Consider the following 21,946-nt stretch of genomic DNA (forward strand, 5'->3'; position numbering starts at 1 on the left):
TCGGTTACCGATCCACCCCTTCTGCGTTAGTGCGGTTTGATCACCAGCGTGGCGAGCGGCGGCAGATCCAGCAGCAGCGACTGTGGCTGGCCATGGCTGGCGAGCGCTTCAGTCAGCAACGCGCCCTGGCTGCCAGCATTCGAGCCTGCATAACGCTCGGCATCACTGTTGAGCAGCACATGCCAGCTGCCCTCTTTCGGCACACCGACACGATAGCCATTACGCGGCTCGGGCGTGAAGTTGTGCACCACCAGCAGCGGCGCTCCCGTTTCGTCCTGACGCAACCAGGCGAACACGCTGTTGCTGGCGTCATCACCGATCAGCCAGGCGAAGCCTTCGGCCTGGCCGTCCATGCGATGCAGCGCCGGCTCATGGCGGTACAAACCATTGAGGTCGCTGACCAGTTGCTGCACGCCCTTGTGCTCGCCATAACGCAGCAGATACCAGTCCAGTTCACGGTCGTGGTTCCACTCGCGCCACTGGCCGAACTCGCAGCCCATGAACAGCAGTTTCTTGCCCGGATGGCTCCACATGAAGCTCAGGTACAGGCGCAGGTTGGCGAACTTCTGCCAGCGATCACCGGGCATCTTGTCGAGCAGTGAGTGCTTGCCGTGCACCACTTCGTCATGGGAAATCGGCAACACGAAATGCTCGGAAAACGCGTACAGCAGGCCGAACGTCATTTGGTGGTGATGATGCTGACGGTGCAGCGGGTCTTCGGCAATGTACTTGAGGCTGTCGTGCATCCAGCCCATGTTCCACTTGTAGGCGAAACCCAGGCCGCCCTCCTGAGTGGGACGGCTGACGCCAGGCCAGGCGGTCGACTCTTCGGCAATCACCAGGGCACCAGGTACTTCCTGGGCGACTACGTCGTTGAGATGCCGGAGGAAATCGATGCTCTCCAGGTTCTCACGCCCGCCATGGCGGTTGGGAATCCACTCGCCTTGCTTGCGTGAGTAGTCGCGATACAGCATCGAGGCCACCGCATCCACCCGCAGACCATCGATGTGATAAGCGCGCAACCAGTGCAGCGCCGAGGCCAGCATGAAACCATGCACTTCGGTGCGACCGAGGTTGTAGATATAGGTATCCCAATCCTGGTGGAAGCCTTCGAACGGGTGCGCGTACTCATACAGCGCCGTGCCATCGAACTGGCCGAGACCGTGGGCGTCGGTAGGGAAATGCGCCGGTACCCAGTCGAGAATCACGCCGATGCCGGCCTGGTGACAGGCGTCGACGAACGCGGCGAAATCCGCCGGGCTGCCATAACGCGAAGTGGGGGCGAACTGGGAAAGCAGCTGATAGCCCCAGGAACCGCCGAACGGGTGCTCCATGATCGGCATCAGTTCGATATGGGTAAAGCCCAGTTGCTGCACGTAAGGAATCAGCTGCTCGCCGAGCTCTTTCCAGCTCAGCACGCGGCCGTCTTCACCGCCCTCTTTGCGCCATGAGCCGGCATGCACTTCATAGATCGACATCGGCGCCTGATAACCCTGTTGCGCCTGGCGTTGCTGCATCCAGTCGCCATCGCGCCAGTCGAATTCCAGCGGCGCGGAGACCACCGAACCGGTAGCCGGTGGCAGCTCGCTGGCCAGCGCCATGGGATCCGCCTTTAGCGGCAGCAGGCCTTCGCGGCCGAGGATCTCGAACTTGTAGACTTCGCCTGGGCCGAGGCGCGGCACGAACAGCTCCCAGACTCCGCTCGGCTGGCGCAGGCGCATCGGGTGGCGACGGCCATCCCAGCCATTGAAGCTGCCGACCACCGACACTCGGCGGGCATTCGGCGCCCACACGGAGAAGCGCACGCCCTGCACGCCTTCATGGGTCGTCAGCTGGGCACCAAGGCTCTTGCCAAGTTCGCGATGGTTACCCTCGGCGAACAGATACAGATCCATTTCGCCGAGCAGTTGCCCAAAGGCATACGGGTCTTCGGTTTCCTGGACGCCGGAGCTCCAGTTGATACGGTAGCGATAAGGCACGCGCTGCTCGACACGAATGCTGAACAACCCCGGTACGCTCGATTGCTCCAGCGAGCCGAGGGTTTCGCCACTGACGGCGTGGATCAGCTCGACACCCAGGGCACCAGGCAAATAGGTACGAATCGTCAGACCGTGAGCGAACTCGTGTGGGCCCAGAATCGAAAACGGGTCGCCGTGCTCACCCCTGATCAGTGACTCAATGGCGGCGCGGTCGATACCTGCCACCTGCTGATCGGTTTCTCCATAACTCATCGTTTACCGCTCCCCAAAAGATATTTGGTCAGCTCTATCAGCCCTTGTACCGGAACCTCCAGCCAATCAGGGCGATAGCGCGCTTCATACAAAATTTCGTAGGCCGCCTTCTCGATGCAGAACAGCGCCAGCGCTGCTACTTCGCCTTCGCGGTCGTGCCAGGCATGGGGCAGATCCGCGGCGGCCAGGCGATAGGCTTCGTTGAAAGCCGTTCTGGCCTGGCTGCGATAGAGCCCGGCGATATGCTGGCGTGCGTGCTCCGCTTCTGGCGTCACATCGGCGCTCTGGGCGCTGCGCATGGCCATAGCGGCAGCGTAGTCGAAGGAGCGCAGCATGCCGGCAACATCTTTGAGCGGGCTGTAGAACGCCCGGCGCTCATCCAGGGTGCGGGTCGGCTCGCCTTCGAAGTCGATCAGGTAGGCGTCGCCCTGCACCACCAGCACTTGGCCAAGATGCAGATCTCCGTGCACGCGCATGCGGATACCGCCCGCCGAACGCCGCGCCAGATCGTCCACCAGGGCGATGATCTGCTCGTGCCGCACAGCCAGCCAATCAGCCTGGTTGGCGGCTTCACCAGTGAGCTCCCCTCGCCCTTCGGCCACCAACATCAACGCCTCACGCACTTGGCCTGCGATGCTTTGCGACCACTCGGCCACATCGGCCTCGCTGGTTTCTTGGTAACCAAAATCCGGGTTATCGCTGGCCTGACCGAGGGCCATGTGCATTTCCCCCAGGCGCCGCCCCAGGAGCCCGGCAAAGGCGTCCAGTTCGGCCAGCGCGGTGTATTGGTTTTCCTGCGGCGAGTGACCGCCGGCCAGCTCATCGCGGATCGCCCGCTCCAGGTTGTTCTGCGTCCATTGCCAGGCATCGCCCTGATTGTTCAGGTAGCCCTGCAGGATCATCAACGTATGGGGTACGCCCTGCTCATCAACCCTGCGAACCTCACCCAGCAATGGGGCGATGTGCTCGAAGCCGGCGGCTGTCAGGTAGCCACCTATTTCCGCTTCCGGGTGGATACCGGGCAGCACACGGCGAATCAGCTTGAGTACCGCCTGCTCGGCGATGATCGCCGAGCTATTGGACTGCTCGGCGGAGATCAGTTGCACCTCGGCTTCGGCAAGATCGCCCAGGGCTTGCAGATGTGGTGTGGGCACGAACTGGATCTCGCTGCCCTGCCAACCCAACACGTTGCTTTCTCGCAGATGGCCCACCACCTGGCGGACGAAACCCTTGAGGGTAAAACCGTCGGTCAGCAGGCCAACCTGGCGGCCGCGACGCAATCGCGCCAGGGCCAGTTGCTGGGGCACGCTGCTGCCCGCCTCATGCTCACCGACGAAACCTAGCGGCAGTTGATACTGCTCACTGCTGCCCGATTCGCGGCTGACCTGCACTTCGCTGAGCACGTACAGTTCATCCGGCTCACCAAAGGGGATGGCGTAGAGCAATTCGACCTGGCGCAGATCCTCGCCCTGCCCTGAGAACCAGCGGCGTTTGGGCAGATAGGCCGGCAGCGACTCCTGCTCCAGGGTCGTGCGCGCTGGCGGCTGCAGCAGTTCGTCGAGTTCTTTCTTGATCACCAAAGTGGTCAGCTCCGGCAGGCGATCAACCGGTGGTACGTGCCAGCTGGGCATTTGCGCCTCCTCGGCGAGCAGGAACCAGTAAAAGCCATACGGCGGTAGCGTGAGCAGGTAATTGAGTTGGCCGACGGGCGGGAACGACGAGCCGCCGACCATTTCTACCGGCACCTTGCCCTCGTGAGCCGATAGATCCAGCTCCACCGCCTGAGCTGCACGTGACAAGTTGGCCACGCAGAGGATCAGTTCCGGGTTGCCCTCGAGATCGGTGGCTTCGCGCACATAGGCCAGCACCCGGCGATTGTTCGGCGTCAGCATTTTCAGCGTGCCGCGACCAAAGGCCTTGTGCTGCTTGCGGATGGTCAGCATGCGCCGCGTCCAGTTGAGCAGCGAATGAGGATCGCGAGACTGGGTTTCGACGTTGATACTCTGAAAGCCGTACAGCGGATCCATCACCGGCGGCAGCACCAGGCTGGCCGGGTCGGCACGGGAAAATCCGCCGTTGCGATCCGGTGACCATTGCATCGGTGTGCGCACGCCATCGCGGTCGCCAAGAAAGATGTTGTCGCCCATGCCGATCTCGTCGCCGTAGTACAGCGTGGGCGTACCAGGCATGGACAGCAGCAGGCTGTTGAGCAATTCAACGCGGCGGCGGTCGCGCTCCACCAACGGTGCCAGGCGGCGACGAATACCCAGATTGATACGCGCACGGCGGTCGGCTGCGTAGTAGTTCCACAGGTAGTCGCGTTCCTCGTCGGTGACCATTTCCAGGGTCAGCTCATCGTGGTTACGCAGGAAGATCGCCCACTGGCAATTGTCGGGAATTTCCGGCGTCTGGCGCAGAATATCGGTGATCGGGAAGCGGTCTTCCTGGGCGATGGCCATGTACATGCGTGGCATCAGCGGGAAGTGGAAGGCCATGTGGCATTCGTCGCCGGGGCCGCCATCCTGGCCACCGAAATACAGCTGGGTGTCTTCGGGCCATTGATTGGCTTCGGCGAGCAGCATGCGATCCGGGTACTTGGCGTCCAGTTCGGCACGAATTTTCTTCAGCACCCCATGGGTTTCCGGCAAGTTCTCGTTATTGGTGCCGTCGCGCTCGATCAGATACGGGATGGCATCCAGGCGCAAACCGTCGACGCCCATGTCCAGCCAGAAGCGCATCACCGCCAGCACTTCCTTGAGCACCTGCGGGTTGTCAAAATTCAGATCCGGCTGGTGCGAATAGAAGCGGTGCCAGTAGTACTGCCCGGCTTCGGCGTCCCACGTCCAGTTGGATTTCTCGGTATCGAGGAAGATGATCCGCGTGCCGTCATATTTCTGGTCGCTGTCTGACCACACGTAGAAGTCCCGAGCCTTGCTGCCGGGTTTGGCGGCACGCGCGCGCTGGAACCAGGGGTGCTGATCCGAGGTGTGGTTGATCACCAGTTCGGTAATCACCCGCAGGCCGCGCTTATGGGCTTCGCTGATGAAACGCCGCGCGTCGGCCATGGTGCCGTAGTCCGGGTGCACGTCGCGGTATTCGGAAATGTCGTAGCCATCATCGCGGCGTGGCGACGGATAGAACGGCAGTAACCACAGCGTGTTGACGCCAAGATCGGCGATGTAATCGAGCTTGGCGATCAAGCCGGCGAAATCACCGATGCCATCATTATTGGCATCGAAGAACGACTTGATGTGCACCTGATAAATGATCGCGTCCTTGTACCACTGCGGGTCATTGAGGAACGTTCCGCGCTGGGTTTTGCGTGCCATCGGATGCCTCCTCTCAGCTCGCAACGCGGATGCGCCAGATACCAAACGGCTGGTGCCACGGCTCGATGCGCATCTGCTGCACCTTGCCGTACCACTGCCAGGTATGGCCGGTCATCAAATCCTCACCCTGGGTGGTGGCATCGTCGTCCAGGCCCAGCTCCCAGAGTGGCAACTCGAAGTGCGCTTCCTGGGCGTTGTGCGGGTCAAGGCTGATGGCCACGAGAATGAAGTTTTCTCGATCCGCGGTGCGCTTGCCGAAATACAGGATGTTGTCGTTCCAGCAGGTAAAGGCCTTGAAACCCAGGTGCGTCTGCAAGGCCGGGTTCTGGCGGCGAATGCGGTTGAGTTGAGCGATTTCAGCGACGATATTGCCCGGTGCCTGATAATCGCGAACGCGGATCTCGTACTTCTCCGAATCCAGATACTCCTCTTTGCCTGGCACCGGCAGGGCTTCGCAGATCTCGAAGCCTGAATACATACCCCACAGCCCGGATCCCATGGTCGCCAGCGCGGCGCGAATCAGAAAGCCTGCGCGACCGTTGTGGTGCAGAAAGAAGGGATTGATGTCCGGCGTATTGACGAAGAAGTTCGGGCGGTAGCAATCGCGCCACGGCGCCTCGTTGAGCTCGGTCAGGTAGGTTTCCAGTTCGGCCTTGGTGTTGCGCCAGGTGAAATAGGTATAGCTCTGGGTGAAGCCCAGCTTGCCGAGGCGCGCCATCATCGCGGGGCGGGTGAACGCTTCGGCGAGGAACATCACCTGCGGGTGGCTCTTGCGAATATCGGCGATCAGCCATTCCCAGAATGGCAGCGGCTTGGTGTGCGGGTTGTCGACGCGGAACTGGTACACGCCCAGTTCGACCCAAGTGCGCACCACGTCACGCAGCGCCAGCCATAGCTCAGGCACGGCGTCCTTGGCATAGAAGTCGACGTTGACGATATCTTCGTACTTCTTCGGTGGGTTTTCCGCATGGCGGATGCTGCCGTCCGGGCGCCAGCTGAACCAGCCCGGATGCTCCTGCAGCCACGGGTGATCCGGCGAGCACTGGATAGCGAAATCCAGGGCAATCTCCAGATCATGTTCACGAGCCGCGTCGACCAGGGCGATGAAATCTTCACGGGTGCCAAGCTGTGGGTGAATGGCGTCATGCCCGCCCTCATGGCTACCGATGGCGTACGGGCTGCCAGGGTCGTCCGGGCCAGCCGTTAGTGAATTGTTGCGACCCTTGCGGTGCGCAGTGCCGATAGGATGGATCGGCGGGAAGTACAGCACATCGAAGCCCATGGCCTGGATCGCCGGAAGACGTTTGATGACATCGAGAAGGGTGCCATGGCGCTTGGGATCGTCGGTTTCCGAACGGGGGAACAGCTCGTACCAGCTGGCAAAGCGTGCCATCGGGCGCTCCACATCCAGCAGATAGATGGCGCTGCGGGTACGGTGCGGATGACCTTCGGCACGGCGTACCAGCGCCTGGGTATCCAGCGCCAGCAACAGCGCCACGCGCTCGTCGAGGCTCTGCAACTCGAGCAACTCATCGACCAGTGCCTGCAAGGTCACGCCCAGATCGCCCTCCGCGCGCTCGGCAGCCTGACGCAGTAACTGCTCGCCTTCCTGCAATTCCAGATTGATGATCACCCCGGCACCAAACTTCTTCGACAGCTCGTAACAGTAACTGGCGTAGATGTCCCACCAGGCTTCGATGAGGAACTCCGTCTCACCGACCCGCAGTGGGGTGATCTGCGCCTGCCAGCGGTCGTTGCCTATGAATTCCAGCGGCTCACGGTGCCAATCCTCGGCACCGACGTCGCGCCACAGCACCTCGCCCGCGAGCTTATCGTGACCATCGGCGAAGATCAGCGCACTGACCGTCACCTGATCTCCGGCTATCGCCTTGACGGCGAAGCGCCCCTGCTCGATCTGCGGCTCCACCGCCTCGATGGCCAGACGCGGCAGCTCGAGCGCCTGTTCGAGCGACAAGTGGCCATGATTCAAACGGACAGGTTCTTGCAAATAAGGGGTTTGCAGATGAGCAGACGGCATCGAAACGGGCTCCTCACGCCTGACAGGCGTATAAGCTGTTGCCCATGGCATAGGCCATGGGCCGTACGCGAAAGTGCGTACCTTAATGCGAGTTTGCCGCGACGTCCGGGGGCGTTTCAGGAGCTGCTGCACATCGGCCTGCTACTTCAAAAAGGCTCTAGCGTGCGAGGTCATGAAAAGCTCCGAGGCACCGTGACCTGTCTATCTCCGAACCTGGCGACTTCGGCAAAGTTCAGAGTTTCCGAGGGGCTTCAATCGGCTGAGAAAGCGACTATCACAACGCCACCAGGGCACATCGTCAGCGAGATTCACCCACAGAGCACGAGCGGCAGCGGTGACTGACTAGAGCCGTGGAAAATACCGATAGCGCAAGAATGCGCAGCTCTGGCTGCCAGGGAAAGGGAGGACGTCGCTACAGTGCGACGCCATCGCGGTAGATCACGCTGCCATCGATGGTGATATCGCGGATCTGGCGCAGCATGTTATCAGCAGCAGTTTCCGCTTCGTTCTCGCAGATACTGCCGGGAGCAGCCACCCAGAGCATCTGCACGGCAGCACCGGCGCACTTGGGTTGGTACTCGATCAGGCCAACGTATTGCTGGCCATCCTTCATGGCATCCGTCCAGGCAATGCATCCCTTGAAGTTTCTGAACATTCCAGACTCCACTTCTGTCTCGAGGCCTCCGGATGCGGGCCTATTTGCTAAGAGCGCATACAGGCCCAAGCGTTCCAGTGGTTTCAGCGAGGGCGTCTCTCCAGCCAGGTGATGAAGTGCGGCACGGTGTTGAAGATGAACAGCACCAGCAGCGTGCCCAGCACAGCAGTCGCCTCGCGCCCCATACCGACGGTGATACCAATGGCAGCGGTCAGCCAAATGCCGGCAGCGGTGGTCAGGCCCTTCACCTCGGCCATGGAGTCACCCTTGATGATGGTGCCGGCACACAGAAAACCAATACCCGCAACCAACCCCTGAATCACCCGGCTCATGGCATCGCTCTCGGCGCCCATCTGCGCAGGCACCAACACAAATAGTGCAGAGCCCATGGCTACCAGCATGTGCGTACGGATACCGGCCGCCTTGCCACTGGCTTCCCGCTCCAACCCCAGCAAGCCACCCAACAGCGCAGCCAACAGCAGACGCAGGGTGACCTGGGTGAACTGCTCGGGCGTGCTCAAATCGGAAAATTCGTTGGCCAGAGTGGCCAGTACTTCGTCCCAGAAACTCAAGGTGATCGCTCCCAGCCTGCACGGATCCGCATGAACGCACTGCCACAGCCGAGGCGCTGTTGGCGCTTCGCTATCGACCTTGCCGGGGGCGATAGGTTTGGCTTTTTTGTGGGCTGACCGTTTGGCGAAAAACCTGAACGGGGGTGAACCCAGCCCAGTCTGTTTGGTTATCTGCGGCGTGACTTCAACCCCACCACGACGCTCGACGACAGGAGGTTCAAATGTCCAGTAATCATTACTTTCTCGTCAGCTACAAGCTGGGTAACCAGAAGAAATCGATCGAGGTTCAGGCCGTTGCACCAGCTCTGACGCCCGAGCAGGCACGGCACCATATTGAATCGCTGCACAGCAGTGAGCTGCCGAACGAAATCACCGACATCGACGTCAAGCCGCTGGGCGATACCGGCGATCAAGAACCTGGCCATGCTCGCCAGAGCTGAGCACGCATCATGAGCGACACGAACGTGATCGAGAAAATTGCCCTGTACGGCGCACCCGACCGGATCACCGATGCTCTGCTGGAGGCCATGGCGAGTAAAGGCCTGCAGGTCGTCGTGATCGTCGATGACCCCACCGATATTGCCGCGCGGCCGAAACTGAGCGCCAAGAGCGGCAACCCCTTCGACGCCACCAGCGTGGCGCGCAGCGTTGCCGGAGTCGATGCGGTGATCGCGGTGCTGAGCAGCCGACAACTACGTGCCGGCTGCGACGCCAACGGCTTCGTACGAACCTACGACGCCATCATCGCACTGCTGGAGGGCTTGCCTACCGCACGGGTGCAGCGTCTGCTGCTGATCGGAGACCACAGCTGGCTGGATGATGCAGCCCATCTACCGGGCGAGCAGGTGGAGCACCTGCAACACAGTCTGCACAAATCACCACTGGCCTGGACGCTGGTGGATGCGCCTGCCCATCGTCAGAGCGACGGCCTGGCTGCCGCTCGCGAGGGCGACCACACAACAATCATCACCCTGCAACATTATGCCTGCAGCGTGATAGACCAATGCCTAATGGGGACGAGCGTCAATCAACGCATCCGCGTCGACTCTCGCCCACAGGCCGAGGAGGCACAATGAGTACCGAAAGCTACATCCTGTTGATGATCTCGGGCTGGCTGTTGGTATCGGCCGCCATGCTCTGGGGCATGCTGCGCCTGGTCAATCGCTACCAGCTCGAAGCCCAGCTTGCCGAGGAATTCCCTCCTCTGCCCACCTCGCCAACCAACCAATCCTGGCGTCGCCAGCACGCACCGCGCCGTGCGCGACTGCGTGAACGCGCCTATCGGACTTATCAGCAGCATCAGCACGCGCTCACCAGCTAGGTACAGGCATTGTGGGAGCCGCGACCCCGCGGCGAATGGTGGCCATATTTCGTTTTTCGGTATGGCCGCCATTGCATCGCATCAAGGTCGACGCTCCTACCTTGAGGACATGGCCATAACCAGGTCACGGCACCACCAGCGGCGCGGCGCATTTTTCTCCAAACAATTGCGCTTTTCCACGCAAAAGAAAACGCCCGTCTCGTTACCGATGACGGGCGCCTGTTCATTACATCTGCACCGCTCAGTCGCCGATGCCCCCGACCTTCCAGATGTCCTTGGCGTATTCGCGGATGGTGCGATCCGAAGAGAACCAGCCGGTGCGTGCAGTATTGAGCACCGCTGCCTGCCACCAGCGATCCGGGGTGCGCCACAGCATGTCGACCTTGCGCTGCGCGTCCCAGTAAGACTGAAAGTCGGCACACACCAGGAAGCGGTCGTGGGCCAGCAGGCCATCGATCAGGCCGACATAGCGACCGGGGTCGTCCGGTGAGAACACCCCAGAGCGAATGGCTTCCAGGGCGCCAGCCAGGCGCTCGGAGGCGGCCACTTCCGCGCTCATGTTCAGGTCACGACGCGAACGCGCCGCCACCTGTTGAGCGGTCATGCCGAAGATGAACATGTTCTCGCGACCGATCTGCTCGGACATCTCCACGTTGGCGCCATCCAGGGTACCGATGGTCAGCGAGCCGTTGAGGGCGAACTTCATGTTGCTGGTACCGGAGGCTTCCAGCCCTGCCGTGGAAATCTGCTCGGACAGATCGGCCGCCGGGATGATTACCTCGGCCAGGCTGACGTTGTAGTTGGGGATGAACACCACCTTGAGCAAACCGCGCAGGGTCGGATCCACGTTGATGGTACGGCTGATGTCGTTGGCCAGCTTGATGATCAGTTTGGCCTGGTGATAACTGGCCGCAGCCTTGCCGGCGAAAATCTTCACCCGCGGCGCCCAGTCGGTGGCCGGGTCGTTACGCATCGCCTGGTAGAGCGCCACGGTGTGCAGCAGGTTAAGCAGCTGACGCTTGTATTCGTGGATGCGCTTGACCTGCACATCGAAGATCGCCTGGGTATCCAGGCTGATGCCCATACGTTCGCGTATCAGCTCGGCGAGTTCGCGCTTGGCGTGCTGACGCTGAGCAGCGAACTGCTTGCGAAATGAGGCCTTGGCCGCGAATGGCTCGAGCTTGCGCAGGCTGGTTTCCGGAGTGTCTAGCAACTCGTCGCCCACAGCGCCGACCAGCAGCTCGGTCAGTTGCGGGTTGGACTGGTACAGCCAGCGGCGGAAGGTAACGCCATTGGTCTTGTTGTTGATGCGATCCGGATACAGGCGATGGAAATCGCTGAATACGCTCTTGCGCATCAAGTTGGTGTGCAGCGCCGATACCCCGTTGATGCTGTGCGAGCCAAGGAATGCCAAGTTGCCCATGCGCACACGTCGGCCATGCTCTTCATCGATCAGCGAGACGGAGCGCAGCAGGTCAAAATCGTGGATATCTTTGGCCCGCAGCGAATCGATGTGATAAGCGTTGATCAGGTAGATGATCTGCATATGCCGCGGCAGCAGTCGCTCCATCAGCGACACCGGCCAGGTTTCCAGCGCTTCGGGTAACAACGTATGGTTGGTGTAAGACAGCGTGGCGACGGTGAGCTTCCAGGCCTCGGCCCACTCCAGACGATACTCATCAACGAGCAGACGCATCAGCTCGGCGACGGCAATCGCCGGATGGGTGTCGTTGAGCTGGATAGCAACGCGGTCAGGCAGCGAGTGAATGTCGAGATTGAGCTCCAGGTGCCGGGCGATCAGATCCTGCAGCGAAGCGGAAACGAAAAAGAACTCCTGACGCAGGCGTAACTCCTGGCCCGCTTCGGTGCTATCTGCCGGGTACAGCACACGGGAAATACTCTCAGCCTTGACCACATCCGCGACGGCACCGAAGTGATCGCCCGCGTTGAAGCGCTCCAGCTTGAGGTTCTCCTCAGCACGGGCGCGCCACAGACGCAGGGTATTGACGCTGGAATGGCGCCAACCGACCACCGGCGTGTCGTAGGCGATGGCACGTATCTGTTCGTTGGGCAGCCATTCGTGACGAGGCACTTCGCCAGAGCCGGCGAGGTTGGCAACGCTGCCACCGAAACCGATGCGGTAGCTCACTTCAGGGCGTTCGAACTCCCAGGGGTTACCAAAATCCAGCCAGGTTTCGGTGTGTTCCTGCTGCCAGCCATCAACCACCACCTGGCGGAACAAGCCATGCTCGTAACGGATGCCATAACCGTGAGCGGCAATATTGAGCGACGCCATGCTTTCCATGAAGCAGGCGGCCAGACGGCCCAGGCCACCGTTACCCAGCGCGGCATCCGGTTCCATATCGCGGATCTGTTCGAAATCAACGCCCAGCTGCGAAAGCGCCTCGCGGGCGGTGTCGAGCAGGCCGAGATTGCTGAGGTTGTCGACCAGCAGACGGCCGATCAGAAATTCCAGTGAGAGGTAATAGACCCGCTTCTGCTCCTGGCGGTCTACCTGTAGCGAGGCATCCTCCCAGTGATCGACCAGATGATCACGGGCCGCCAGAGCGACGGCTTCGAACCAGTCGTGGTCAAAGGCATTGCCCGGATCCTTGCCGACCGCATATCTGAGCTTGGCCAGGATCAGTTGTTTGAAAGTTTCGACGTGGTCTGTTGCTTTCGCTGCTTCCTCGGCCATCACAGGTTCACTCCCTGAATCAGTTATAGACGTGACCGTTGTGGCCTTCGTCGGCACCGCTATTGGCGGCGAACAACATGGAGTCGGCGGTTGGTGCGTTCTTCAGGCCTTCGTAGGTGATGCCGCCGGCGCGAGCCTGCAGGAAAGCTTTCTTGGCTTCCCACAGTGCTTCTTCGCGAATGCCATCGAGCAGATCATGGCCGGTCAGGGTCAAGCCATTGGCGATGGCGACTGGCGCCCCATTCCACGGGTGATGCTGGGAACACTCGATGAGATTGGCCTGACACATCAAATGAATATGGTAGCTGACGGCTTCGGCAGAGTGCTGGCCGACGTCCTGCGGGTAGAAATGATGCCCGGTTTCCAGTGACTCGATCTGCAACAGCAGCTCACGGATCAGTTCCCAATCTCGTTTCATCGTCACTCTCCTCATGAATTTGTCAGTGGCTGTCAGGCGCATTCCAGAGCCTGGGGGCGCCTTGTCACAAAAGTACTTATCAATGAGTGCCACGCGCGCGGCAGAGTTCAACCCATAGGTGTATTTGCCGACGACCACTCATCTATCGTCATGAACTCACCCCGGTCAGCGCGTTTCACAAAATGACTGGCCGCGTGCCGGTCTCTGATTCATGACGCTCGAGGAGACTCCCATGCCAAGCGGAAGTAAAGACAAGTACACCGTAGCCCAGAAACGCAAGGCTGCTGCAATCGAAGCCACTTATGAAGAACGTGGCGTGCCCACGGACGAAGCCCGTGCTCGCGCCTGGGCGACCGTGAACAAGCAATCCGGAGGCGGCGAACGCGCCGGGGGTTCCGGACGCACGATCAGTGCTCAAGAGAAAGCCAAGGCCCGCCAGGACTCCGCCCGCCAAGCAGTAGCGACGCGCCGCGGCGAGGTGCGCCCCGACCGCCCACTGGAAAGCCAGAGCAAACAGGAATTGCTACATCTGGCGCGCGCCAGGCAGATAGCCGGCCGCTCGAGCATGCGCAAGGCTGAGCTGATCAGCGCCCTGAAGAAAGCCTCTTGATAAGCAAGCCTCTTGCAACGGAGTAGCAGCATGACCGAGCAGACCGAACACAACAACGCGATCAACCTGGCGCCTATGGAGCGGGTGATTTCCATCGCTGGCGGCGTGATGCTGATACGCAAGGGGTTGGCCGTGCGCGGAGTCATCGGCCTGGTGGACATAGCCGCGGGCGCTCTGGGCTTGTTTCGCGGCGTGACCGGCATCTGTCCGGCGAAGCGCCGCATGGCCGCCAAGGCCTCAGCAGCAACCGTGAAGCGGCTACCGGCGCCGCAAAGGTTGCTCGGTTAGCGTGCCCCCTGACGGACGTGCCGAGAGCACGTCCGCTTTGATCCGCTGTGGCTATTCAGCGATAGGAGCAGATCATCGCCAGAAACTGGTTTTCCGTGCTGGTGCCGTGGGGCGCGGCTTCGTCCCAGAGCAGCAGTTCACCATTGTAATAGGCAAAATACAGCGCGCCTTGCTGCTCGTCGCGGCTGGCGAACCCGCATACGGCGAGATCATCGCCAGCCGCGCTGGCAGCGGTGCCGAACAATGACTCGAAGCTGATGCCGCTCGGGTCGATGGCGGTGAACAGGCTGACTTTGGCTGCCTCAATGTCGGTACCGGAAGGCGTCACCATTACGCGTGTCGGGTTGATCTTGCCGGCTACAGGTACCTGAGGCACAGGCGGCTTGGTGTGGCTGCAACCCGCCAGTATCAGTGCGGCGGCGAGACCGGCCATCGAGGTTTTCATGCGCGTCACTCCCGTGAGATCTGATCAAGGCTACTCACCAGCGTCCCAGGTGCGTTGCAGAACGAAGGTCAGCGGTGCGGCATTGTATGCTGGATGCCTGCATGCTGGCCTGTGCTGGGTCATGCAATCGTCTTCGGTTTCCTGGCCCGAAGCAGCTTAATCGCGCCGAAGTTGCAGGCCCCGGCTAGTATCGGCGCGGTTGGCACGATAAATTGCGCCATCCGCCCTGCCCCTGATTCCGGAGCCTTCATGACCACCGACGACACCTGCGCCGATCTGCTGCTCGACAATCAGGTGTGCTTCGCCCTGCACTCGACCTCGCTGGCGATGACCAAGGTCTACAAGCCGCTGCTCAAGAAGCTCGCGCTGACCTACCCGCAGTACCTGGCCATGCTGGTGCTGTGGGAGCGCGACGGCATCACGGTGGGCGAAATCAGTGCCCGGCTGCTGACCGACCCGGGGTCGCTCACGCCATTGCTCAAACGCCTGGAAGCCGAGGGCCTGCTCACCCGCACCCGCAGCAGCAGCGACGAGCGCGTGGTGCACCTGCAGCTCACCGACAAGGGCCGAGCCCTGCATGATGAAGCTCGGCAGATTCCCGGCTGCATCATCAACGCCAGCGCACAGACCGCCAAACGCCTGGCCAGTCTGACCGCCGAACTCACCGCACTGCGCAAGCAGTTGCAGGAAAGTCTCTGACCCCAGCGCCTGGGTTGCCTGCCTGCGTGGCAGGTCTACACTCAGCTTCGTCTACTGGCCACGGATTCGGGCTCTAGAGCCCGATACGGTGAGCCGCAAAAAAAATCTTGCGCGCCAACTAAATCAGGAATAGAGTCCGCCTCAAGCAAATAACTTGCGCGCAAATGTTTACCACACAAATTAAAACCACGAACTGAGGACTTCCATCATGTCTATCGAAACCGTTGCCTACCGCGCCTACGCTGAAGCCACTGGCGGTCGTGAAGGCCGTGCCATTTCCTCCGACGGCGTACTCGATGTAGCACTTACTACGCCGAAAGAACTGGGTGGCGCTGGCGGCCAGGGCACCAACCCGGAACAGCTGTTCGCGGCTGGCTACTCGGCCTGCTTCCTCGGCGCGATCAAATTCGTAGGCGCCCGTGACAAGCACAAGGTTTCGCCGGACAGTTGGGTCGAAGGCATCGTCGGCATCGGTGCAGTGCCTACCGGTTTCGCCATCGAAGTAGAACTGAAGATCACCCTGCCGGGCCTGGATCGTGAAGAAGCCAAAGCGCTGATCGACAAAGCACACATCGTTTGCCCTTACTCGAACGCCACCCAGGGCAACATCGACGTGACCCTGACGCTGGTCGAGTGATCACCGCGCTAAGCACATGCTGCTAAACGACAACGCCCCGGATAATTCCGGGGCGTTGTCGTTTCAGGGCTCAGGCAGCGCGGCTCTCCAGATGCTGGATAGCCCCACTACGCCAGGCACTGTCCAGCACCTCCTGCAGCAATGGTGCACCGAAGTAACGATCCAGATCGGTAGATGACTGCCAACTGCCATGCAATTGCCAGCGCTGCCCGTCCTTCTCTAACTCGAATGCCACGCAGCCTTTCAGGCCACGTACCGGTTCCAGTAGGTCACGCAGGTAGCCGCCTAATTCCTCGCAGCGGCCAGGTGTAGCTTCAAGCACGGTGATGTGGGTCTGCATGAGCGTGTCTCTCCTCACGATATGAGTGGCGGCGCCCAGCAGTGGCGCCGACACTTTTTAGGGCACCTCTAAAAACGTAGATGGTTTTTAGAGGTGCACTTTCAGTGGATGCTTGCAGTGGGGCGCACCACCAGTTCGCTGACGTCGACGTCCGCCGGTTGCTCAATGGCGTAGGCCACGGCACGGGCGATGGCATCGGGGGTAATGGCGATCTTGCGGAACTCGCGCATGGCCTCACGGGCGCCCTCGTCGGAAATGCTCTCGGCCAGCTCGGACTCGACCACGCCGGGCGATACCAGGGTGACGCGAATGTCACCGCCCACTTCCTGGCGCAGGCCATCACTGATCGCCCGCACCGCGTACTTGGTGGCGCAGTACACCGCTGCCGTCGGTGACACGCGGTAGGCACCAATGGATGCCACATTGATGACCTGCCCGCTGCGCTGCCCCTGCATGATCGGCAGCACCGCGGCGATGCCGTGCAGCACACCGCGGATATTGACGTCGATCATACGGTTCCACTCGTCGATCTTGAGCGCCTCGATCATCGACAGGGGCATCACGCCAGCGTTGTTGATCAGCACGTCGACGCGGCCATATTCGGCCATTGCGGCGTCCACAAAGGCTTGAACGTCGGCGGCATCGGTGACGTCCAGACGGCGGGCTATGGCCTGGCCACCGGCAGCGCCGATCTCTTCGACCAGTTGCTGCAAGCGCTCGACACGGCGTGCGCCGAGTACTACCCGAGCGCCCTTCTCTGCCAGTAAGCGAGCGCAGCCTTCGCCGATTCCGCTGCTGGCGCCAGTGATCAGTACGACTTTTTCTTGGATATTGGACATGACGAGATCCTCTGGTGAGTGCGGCTCACTGCGCCGCGATAGCTACAGAGGTTAGGGCTCAGGGTGATTTGGCGTTAGTCGATTACTGGAACATTCTTGCCCAATCCTGCAGAAAGGGAGATCAGAGTAATTACCCCGCTCCCGTGAGAGCTGGCGTGCAGCTGTGAAATTGCCTATTTCTCTCATATGCTTGCCCATTCCTGTGGACTACGCCTGCCGCGCAGGACGTCTGGGCAATTCCCGGATAATCTGCGCCCAGAATCAGGAGTGACCCCATGATGCAACCCGATCAGCTCGATGAACTGGCCGCCCGGCAACTCGAACTTGCCAATCTGATCAAGCGCAAAGCGCCCGGCGAAGGCATGCACGACACCCTTATCGAAGGCTTGAGCCTCGCCTACACGGCAGCGCCCAGCCTGCCGATGCCGACGCTCTACCGCCCGTGCCTGTGCATCATTGCCCAGGGCCGCAAGGAGATTCGTCTCGGTGCGGAGCAGTACTTCTACGACCCGCTGAACTACCTGGTGGCCTCGGTGACCCTGCCGGTTACTGGCCAGGTCGTCGAAGCGACACCCGAACTGCCGTACCTGAGCCTGAAACTGGACATCGACCCGGCGATGATCAGCAGCCTGCTCGCCGAGGCGGGCCCGATTGGTCTGCCAAACCCCGGCCCCAACCGCGCGCTGTTCGTCGACCGCCTTGATCCGTCGATGCTCGATGCGGTGATCCGCCTGCTGCGCCTGCTCGACACTCCGCGCGATGCCGCCATGCTGGCGCCACTGGCGCTGCGCGAAATTTTCTATCGCCTGTTGCGCAGCCCCCAGGGTCAGCGCCTGCGCGAACTGGTCATGGCCGATAGCCAGAGCCATCGCATTGCCCGGGCGATCGAATGGATCAACCAGCATTACGACAAACCGCTGCGCATCGAGGAGCTGGCCCGCGAGGTCAACCTCAGCGCCTCGACCCTGCATCACCGCTTCAAGGCAGTCACCGCCCTGAGCCCGCTGCAGTACCAGAAGCAACTGCGCCTGCAGGAAGCTCGCCGGCTGATGTTCAGCGAAGGCCTGGAAGCGGCTTCGGCCAGTTTCCGCGTCGGCTACGAAAGCCCCTCGCAGTTCAGCCGTGAATACAGCCGCCTGTTCGGCGCGCCACCACTGCGCGACATGCACAGATTGCGCAATGCAGGCTGATCGCAGAAACGAAAAAGCGCGTCGCCGATCTGGGTCGGTGACGCGCTTTTTACATCTGCCCTAGAACCTTTGCGTAAGGGTTGCGGTAACGCTGCGCTCCTCGCCCAGATAGCAGGCCGCTGCCGAATAGCAGGATGCCACGTAGTACTCGTCGGTGAGGTTGTTGGCGGTGAGCCGCAGCGAGGTTCCACGTAGCCCGACCTGGGTCAGGTCATAGCCGACGGACGCATCGAACAGGGTGTAGGACGGCACCTCGAAGTCGTTCAGCTCGCTGCCCTTGCTCTTGCCCACGTAACGCGCACCGGCGCCAACCGTCACGCCGGCGAGCGCCCCGTCGGTGAAGCTGTAGTCCGCCCACAGCGTGGCCATCTGCTCGGGGGTCTGCGGTGGGTTATTGCCCTTGGCATCCACCACGCCCGTGCCGCTGTTGACGAAATAGGACTTGCTGTAGGAAACGTCCGCGTAGGTATAGCTGGCCATCAGCTGCAGATTGTCGATGGGCCGGAAACGCGCCTCGAGCTCGACGCCTTTGGACTCGATCCCGCCCACGCCCTTGTAGAAGCTGTCGGTGACCAGGCTGTTTTCCTTGGCGTAGAGGTTTTCCATTTCCAGATTGAAGAACGACAGGGTGTAGAGGTCGTCGGTGCCGGGCGGCTGGAACTTGATACCGGCCTCCCACTGCTCGCCCGTGGTCGGGTCGAGAATCTGCGCCCCGCTGGAGTAGTTGGACGTCGGGTTGAACGAGGTCGAATAGCTGACGTAGGGCGACACGCCATTGTCGAAGGCGTAGAGCACGCCGGCATGGCCGCTGAGCTTCTCGCCCTGGCTGTCGTTCTGGCCGTTGATCTCATCGTCGATGGACACGTCGTACCAATCCTGACGCAGGCCCAGGGACAGGTTCCAGTTGTCGATCTCGATCAAGTCCTGCACGTACAGACCTGTCTGTTTCTGCCGGCGCAGAGCGTCGGTCACCGGGGTGATGGCAGTCAGGCCATTGTTGTCGTAGACCGGATCGAACACGTCGATGGGCGTGACCGAACCTGGCGGCTGCAGTATCGAACCGTCACGCTGGTCGGCGATCTTGTTCTTCGAGTACTGATAATCCAGGCCCAGCACCACGGTGTGCAGGGCGGCGCCAGTGGCGAATTCGGCCTGCAGCATGTTGTCGACGATCCACGCATGCAGACGCTCCTGGCCGCCGCTGTAGCCACGGTACAGCTCGTTGCTGGTGTCACTCAGGTAACCCGAACCCCAGATCTGGCTGTTCGACACCCGCGCATCCACATAACGGAAATTCTGTCGGGCACTCCAGGTGTCATCGAAACGATGCTCCAGCTCATAACCGACCATCTGCTGGGTTCGGGTGAACTCCTCGACGGCCGGGTCGCCCTCGAAGAAGCTGCTGGAAATGCGCTGGCCATTGCGTTTGTGCAGCGTACCGGAGGCCGGCAGGCTGCCGTGGTAGCCGCCGTTGGGATCGTCCTGCAGGTAGACGTAGAGCGTCATGAAGGTGTCTTCACTGAGATTCAGCGCCAGGCTGGGCATCAGCGCATAGCGAGTCTCGGTAACGTGATCGGCCTGGGAGTCGGCATCCTTGGCCAGCCCGACCACGCGATAGGCGATGTTCTCGTTCAACGGCCCGGTGACATCGAAACCCAGTGACTTGCGGTTGTTGTTGCCATAGGAGATATCGACCCGCCCGGCCTGGGTGAACTCGGGACGCTTGGTGCTGATGGCTGCCAGGCCACCGGGATTACTGCGGCCATAGAGCACCGAGGACGGCCCCTTGAGCACGTCGATGCGCTCGATGAAGTACGGATCGATCTGCAGGCTGCTGTAGGAGCCGGGATCGCCCATGGACTTCAGGCCATCGATGATAATGTTGTCCACCGAACCATCGTTGATCCCGCGGATCGCCAGGTAGTCGTAACGGTGCGTATTGCCATAGGGGTTGGTGAGCACGCCCGGGGTGTAGCGCATCGCATCGGCAGCGCTGGCGGCGCCCTGTTTCTCGATCTGCTCGCGGGTGACCACCGAAACGCTCTGCGAGGTTTTCAGCAGCTCCTTGCTGGTCTTGGTCGATACGCTGCTGTGGGTGGCGTTATAGCCGTCCATGCTGCCCAGCGCATTGCCGAGGGCGAAGGCACGGACGGCGGTGCTCTCCAGTTCGAGGGAGCCTGCGCTGGCTTGGCTGGCAGCCTGCAGCGAGTAACCGCCATTGCCGTCCGTGGTGGCCTGCAGGCCACTGCCCTGCAGTAAGCGGGAGAACCCCTCGTCGATGCCAAACTCGCCCTGCAGGCCGGGGCTCTGCTTGCCTTCGGTAAGGCGTGCATCCACCGACAACAGCACACCCGTCTCGGCCGCGAAACGGCTTAGTGCCGCCGACAGCGGGCCGGCGGGAATCTGGTAGCTGCGAGCGCTCTGCTGGTAGCTGTCAGCCTCGACGACCTGGGCATGGCCAAGCAGCGGCGACAATGCCGCCAGCGTCAGTGTGGCAAGGCGAATGGAGCGCCGCAGACAGGTCGGCGCGAAGCGGTGACTCGAGCACATGGGACTTCCTCATTGCAGGGGCCGCGCATGACACGCAAGGGCCGGATGCACTGAAGCCAAGCGAAACTAAAAAAGGGGAACCACTGATTGCGATTTTTTTGCGAAGGACGCGAAAACGCCGCACAGCACAAGTTCTTCAGGCCTCTAGCGGTTCGAGCGTCACCCACCATGGCAGGCGGCGATTGACGCGTATCGGCAGGCTGCCCTGCAGCGCGTCGAGAATGCGCCCGGTGTCGCCCAGCGGATAGGCGCCAACCAATCGCAGATCAGCCACCCGCGGATCGCAGGCGAGATAGCCCGGTACGTGCTCGGCCAGTTCCTCGATGAAATCGTCCAGCCGGCGGTTATCGGCCAGCAGCACGCCGCGGCTCCAGGCCTCGCGGGCGCGATCCACCGGCTCGCCCGCAGCGATGCCATCAGGGCCGATACGCGCTTGGTTGCCTGCCTGCAGAACAACCGGCGCAGCGCCATTGCCGGGCTCGATACGCACCGCGCCGGCGAACACGCTGAGCTGGGTGAAGCCATGGCCCTCACGCACGCCGAAACGGGTGCCCAGTGCCTGCAGTCGCCCGTACGCGGCCTGCACCAACAACGGACGCGAATCTTGGGCCGTCTCGATCAACACCTCGCCCTGGAACAGACGCAGCAGGCGGGCGGACGCGCTGTAGTCGATATCCACTGCGGTACGGCTGCTGAGCCACAGGTGGGTGCCATCGGCCAGACGCGTATCGCGGATCTCGCCGGTTCCGGTTCGTTCGCTGGCGACCCAGGCGCGCCATGGACGCCCCTGCCCCGCCACCGTCAGCACGCCGGCTGCGCCCAGCAGTGCGAACAGGCCAAGCACCTGGCGGCGGCTACGGCCTGTGCTGCGCAGCGCTTGGCCGGCAGCCTGGCGGCGGGTATCGGTGGGCAGTCGGGTGAACTGGCCACTGATCGCCTCGACTCGCTGCCAGGCCACCGCATGCTCGGGCCGCGCCGCCAGCCACTGCCGCCAGGCCTGCTGCTGATGGTCACTGACAGGGGGATCGGCCAGTACCGCAAACCACTCGGCGGCTTCCTGCAGGGTTCGGTGATCGGCGTTCATGG

20 protein-coding genes are annotated in these 21,946 nt (G+C 61.6%); 8 read left to right on the forward strand and 12 right to left on the reverse strand.

Annotated features, from left to right (window positions below; translation table 11 throughout):
- Positions 1-26: 26 nt before the first annotated feature.
- From glgB to ACZ0AI_RS08715, 5 genes are all read right to left on the reverse strand, one after another.
- Positions 27-2,231, reverse strand: a complete 2,205-nt coding sequence (gene glgB, locus ACZ0AI_RS08695; RefSeq protein ID WP_463565392.1) for a 1,4-alpha-glucan branching protein GlgB — start codon at positions 2,229-2,231, stop codon at positions 27-29.
- Positions 2,228-5,560 carry a maltose alpha-D-glucosyltransferase gene (gene treS, locus ACZ0AI_RS08700; RefSeq protein WP_463565393.1) on the reverse strand — a complete coding sequence of 1,111 codons (3,333 nt, stop codon included), beginning with the start codon at positions 5,558-5,560 and terminating at the stop codon, positions 2,228-2,230. Before treS ends, glgB begins: the two co-directional genes overlap by 4 nt.
- Positions 5,561-5,573: 13 nt before the next feature.
- Positions 5,574-7,598, reverse strand: coding sequence for an alpha-1,4-glucan--maltose-1-phosphate maltosyltransferase (locus ACZ0AI_RS08705; protein WP_463565394.1), 2,025 nt, complete (start codon positions 7,596-7,598; stop codon positions 5,574-5,576).
- Between the two features lie 412 nt (positions 7,599-8,010).
- Complete coding sequence (locus ACZ0AI_RS08710; RefSeq protein ID WP_463565395.1) at positions 8,011-8,253, reverse strand: hypothetical protein; 243 nt, start codon at positions 8,251-8,253, stop codon at positions 8,011-8,013.
- Between the two features lie 83 nt (positions 8,254-8,336).
- Positions 8,337-8,825: an MgtC/SapB family protein gene (locus ACZ0AI_RS08715; protein WP_463565396.1), complete on the reverse strand. Its 489-nt coding sequence runs from the start codon at positions 8,823-8,825 to the stop codon at positions 8,337-8,339.
- A 221-nt stretch (positions 8,826-9,046) separates the two neighbouring features.
- Between ACZ0AI_RS08715 and ACZ0AI_RS08720 the strand changes: the two genes are divergently transcribed.
- The 3 genes from ACZ0AI_RS08720 to ACZ0AI_RS08730 are packed head-to-tail and all read left to right on the forward strand — an operon-like array spanning position 9,047 to position 10,146.
- On the forward strand, positions 9,047-9,265 hold the full coding sequence (locus ACZ0AI_RS08720; RefSeq protein WP_463565397.1) for a hypothetical protein: 219 nt from the start codon (positions 9,047-9,049) through the stop codon (positions 9,263-9,265).
- Between the two features lie 9 nt (positions 9,266-9,274).
- Positions 9,275-9,901 (forward strand): NAD(P)H-binding protein, encoded by a 627-nt coding sequence (locus ACZ0AI_RS08725; RefSeq protein WP_463565398.1) that lies wholly within the window; start codon positions 9,275-9,277, stop codon positions 9,899-9,901.
- Positions 9,898-10,146, forward strand: coding sequence for a hypothetical protein (locus ACZ0AI_RS08730; protein WP_463565399.1), 249 nt, complete (start codon positions 9,898-9,900; stop codon positions 10,144-10,146). The genes ACZ0AI_RS08725 and ACZ0AI_RS08730 overlap by 4 nt, the downstream gene beginning before the upstream one ends.
- Positions 10,147-10,387: 241 nt before the next feature.
- Here ACZ0AI_RS08730 and ACZ0AI_RS08735 read toward each other — a convergent pair whose 3' ends face one another.
- Complete coding sequence (locus ACZ0AI_RS08735) at positions 10,388-12,844, reverse strand: glycogen/starch/alpha-glucan phosphorylase (protein WP_463565400.1); 2,457 nt, start codon at positions 12,842-12,844, stop codon at positions 10,388-10,390.
- Between the two features lie 19 nt (positions 12,845-12,863).
- On the reverse strand, positions 12,864-13,262 hold the full coding sequence (locus tag ACZ0AI_RS08740) for a DUF2513 domain-containing protein (RefSeq protein WP_463565401.1): 399 nt from the start codon (positions 13,260-13,262) through the stop codon (positions 12,864-12,866).
- Between the two features lie 232 nt (positions 13,263-13,494).
- On the opposite strand from ACZ0AI_RS08740, the gene ACZ0AI_RS08745 reads away from it, so the two are divergent.
- Entirely contained in the window at positions 13,495-13,872 is a 378-nt protein-coding gene (locus ACZ0AI_RS08745; protein WP_463565402.1) for a Rho termination factor N-terminal domain-containing protein, read from the forward strand.
- A 30-nt stretch (positions 13,873-13,902) separates the two neighbouring features.
- A complete protein-coding gene (locus tag ACZ0AI_RS08750) occupies positions 13,903-14,160 on the forward strand; it encodes a hypothetical protein (protein WP_463565403.1) in 258 nt (85 codons plus the stop codon).
- A 55-nt stretch (positions 14,161-14,215) separates the two neighbouring features.
- Here ACZ0AI_RS08750 and ACZ0AI_RS08755 read toward each other — a convergent pair whose 3' ends face one another.
- Positions 14,216-14,605: a hypothetical protein gene (locus tag ACZ0AI_RS08755; protein ID WP_463565404.1), complete on the reverse strand. Its 390-nt coding sequence runs from the start codon at positions 14,603-14,605 to the stop codon at positions 14,216-14,218.
- A gap of 249 nt (positions 14,606-14,854) precedes the next feature.
- Here ACZ0AI_RS08755 and ACZ0AI_RS08760 point away from each other — a divergent pair, with 249 nt between their 5' ends.
- Both ACZ0AI_RS08760 and ACZ0AI_RS08765 read left to right on the forward strand, forming a co-directional pair.
- Positions 14,855-15,304 carry a MarR family winged helix-turn-helix transcriptional regulator gene (locus ACZ0AI_RS08760; RefSeq protein WP_463565405.1) on the forward strand — a complete coding sequence of 150 codons (450 nt, stop codon included), beginning with the start codon at positions 14,855-14,857 and terminating at the stop codon, positions 15,302-15,304.
- A gap of 208 nt (positions 15,305-15,512) precedes the next feature.
- Positions 15,513-15,941: an organic hydroperoxide resistance protein gene (locus ACZ0AI_RS08765; RefSeq protein WP_463565406.1), complete on the forward strand. Its 429-nt coding sequence runs from the start codon at positions 15,513-15,515 to the stop codon at positions 15,939-15,941.
- 70 nt (positions 15,942-16,011) lie between these two features.
- On the opposite strand, the gene ACZ0AI_RS08770 is transcribed toward ACZ0AI_RS08765, so the two are convergent.
- Positions 16,012-16,281, reverse strand: a complete 270-nt coding sequence (locus ACZ0AI_RS08770; protein ID WP_463565407.1) for a putative quinol monooxygenase — start codon at positions 16,279-16,281, stop codon at positions 16,012-16,014.
- 101 nt (positions 16,282-16,382) lie between these two features.
- The gene (locus ACZ0AI_RS08775) at positions 16,383-17,120 is read right to left on the reverse strand and encodes an SDR family oxidoreductase (RefSeq protein WP_463565408.1); all 738 of its coding nucleotides are present in this window, start codon (positions 17,118-17,120) and stop codon (positions 16,383-16,385) included.
- Positions 17,121-17,398: 278 nt separating this feature from the next.
- On the opposite strand from ACZ0AI_RS08775, the gene ACZ0AI_RS08780 reads away from it, so the two are divergent.
- Positions 17,399-18,310 carry an AraC family transcriptional regulator gene (locus tag ACZ0AI_RS08780; protein ID WP_463566079.1) on the forward strand — a complete coding sequence of 304 codons (912 nt, stop codon included), beginning with the start codon at positions 17,399-17,401 and terminating at the stop codon, positions 18,308-18,310.
- A 60-nt stretch (positions 18,311-18,370) separates the two neighbouring features.
- Here the strand turns inward: ACZ0AI_RS08780 and ACZ0AI_RS08785 are convergent, their stop codons facing one another.
- A complete protein-coding gene (locus tag ACZ0AI_RS08785) occupies positions 18,371-20,860 on the reverse strand; it encodes a TonB-dependent siderophore receptor (RefSeq protein WP_463565409.1) in 2,490 nt (829 codons plus the stop codon).
- A 136-nt stretch (positions 20,861-20,996) separates the two neighbouring features.
- On the reverse strand, positions 20,997-21,944 hold the full coding sequence (locus ACZ0AI_RS08790; protein WP_463565410.1) for a FecR domain-containing protein: 948 nt from the start codon (positions 21,942-21,944) through the stop codon (positions 20,997-20,999).
- Positions 21,945-21,946 lie beyond the last annotated feature (2 nt).

This window comes from Pseudomonas sp. AC355, from assembly GCF_979258205.1.

Coding starts and splice junctions, on each gene's coding strand:
- glgB (WP_463565392.1), bottom strand. CDS start 2,231: ATGAGTTATGGAGAAACCGATCAGCAGGTGGCAGGTATCGACCGCGCC.
- treS (WP_463565393.1), bottom strand. CDS start 5,560: ATGGCACGCAAAACCCAGCGCGGAACGTTCCTCAATGACCCGCAGTGG.
- ACZ0AI_RS08705 (WP_463565394.1), bottom strand. CDS start 7,598: ATGCCGTCTGCTCATCTGCAAACCCCTTATTTGCAAGAACCTGTCCGT.
- ACZ0AI_RS08710 (WP_463565395.1), bottom strand. CDS start 8,253: ATGTTCAGAAACTTCAAGGGATGCATTGCCTGGACGGATGCCATGAAG.
- ACZ0AI_RS08720 (WP_463565397.1), top strand. CDS start 9,047: ATGTCCAGTAATCATTACTTTCTCGTCAGCTACAAGCTGGGTAACCAG.
- ACZ0AI_RS08725 (WP_463565398.1), top strand. CDS start 9,275: ATGAGCGACACGAACGTGATCGAGAAAATTGCCCTGTACGGCGCACCC.
- ACZ0AI_RS08730 (WP_463565399.1), top strand. CDS start 9,898: ATGAGTACCGAAAGCTACATCCTGTTGATGATCTCGGGCTGGCTGTTG.
- ACZ0AI_RS08735 (WP_463565400.1), bottom strand. CDS start 12,844: ATGGCCGAGGAAGCAGCGAAAGCAACAGACCACGTCGAAACTTTCAAA.
- ACZ0AI_RS08740 (WP_463565401.1), bottom strand. CDS start 13,262: ATGAAACGAGATTGGGAACTGATCCGTGAGCTGCTGTTGCAGATCGAG.
- ACZ0AI_RS08745 (WP_463565402.1), top strand. CDS start 13,495: ATGCCAAGCGGAAGTAAAGACAAGTACACCGTAGCCCAGAAACGCAAG.
- ACZ0AI_RS08750 (WP_463565403.1), top strand. CDS start 13,903: ATGACCGAGCAGACCGAACACAACAACGCGATCAACCTGGCGCCTATG.
- ACZ0AI_RS08755 (WP_463565404.1), bottom strand. CDS start 14,605: ATGAAAACCTCGATGGCCGGTCTCGCCGCCGCACTGATACTGGCGGGT.
- ACZ0AI_RS08760 (WP_463565405.1), top strand. CDS start 14,855: ATGACCACCGACGACACCTGCGCCGATCTGCTGCTCGACAATCAGGTG.
- ACZ0AI_RS08765 (WP_463565406.1), top strand. CDS start 15,513: ATGTCTATCGAAACCGTTGCCTACCGCGCCTACGCTGAAGCCACTGGC.
- ACZ0AI_RS08770 (WP_463565407.1), bottom strand. CDS start 16,281: ATGCAGACCCACATCACCGTGCTTGAAGCTACACCTGGCCGCTGCGAG.
- ACZ0AI_RS08775 (WP_463565408.1), bottom strand. CDS start 17,120: ATGTCCAATATCCAAGAAAAAGTCGTACTGATCACTGGCGCCAGCAGC.
- ACZ0AI_RS08780 (WP_463566079.1), top strand. CDS start 17,399: ATGCAACCCGATCAGCTCGATGAACTGGCCGCCCGGCAACTCGAACTT.
- ACZ0AI_RS08785 (WP_463565409.1), bottom strand. CDS start 20,860: ATGTGCTCGAGTCACCGCTTCGCGCCGACCTGTCTGCGGCGCTCCATT.
- ACZ0AI_RS08790 (WP_463565410.1), bottom strand. CDS start 21,944: ATGAACGCCGATCACCGAACCCTGCAGGAAGCCGCCGAGTGGTTTGCG.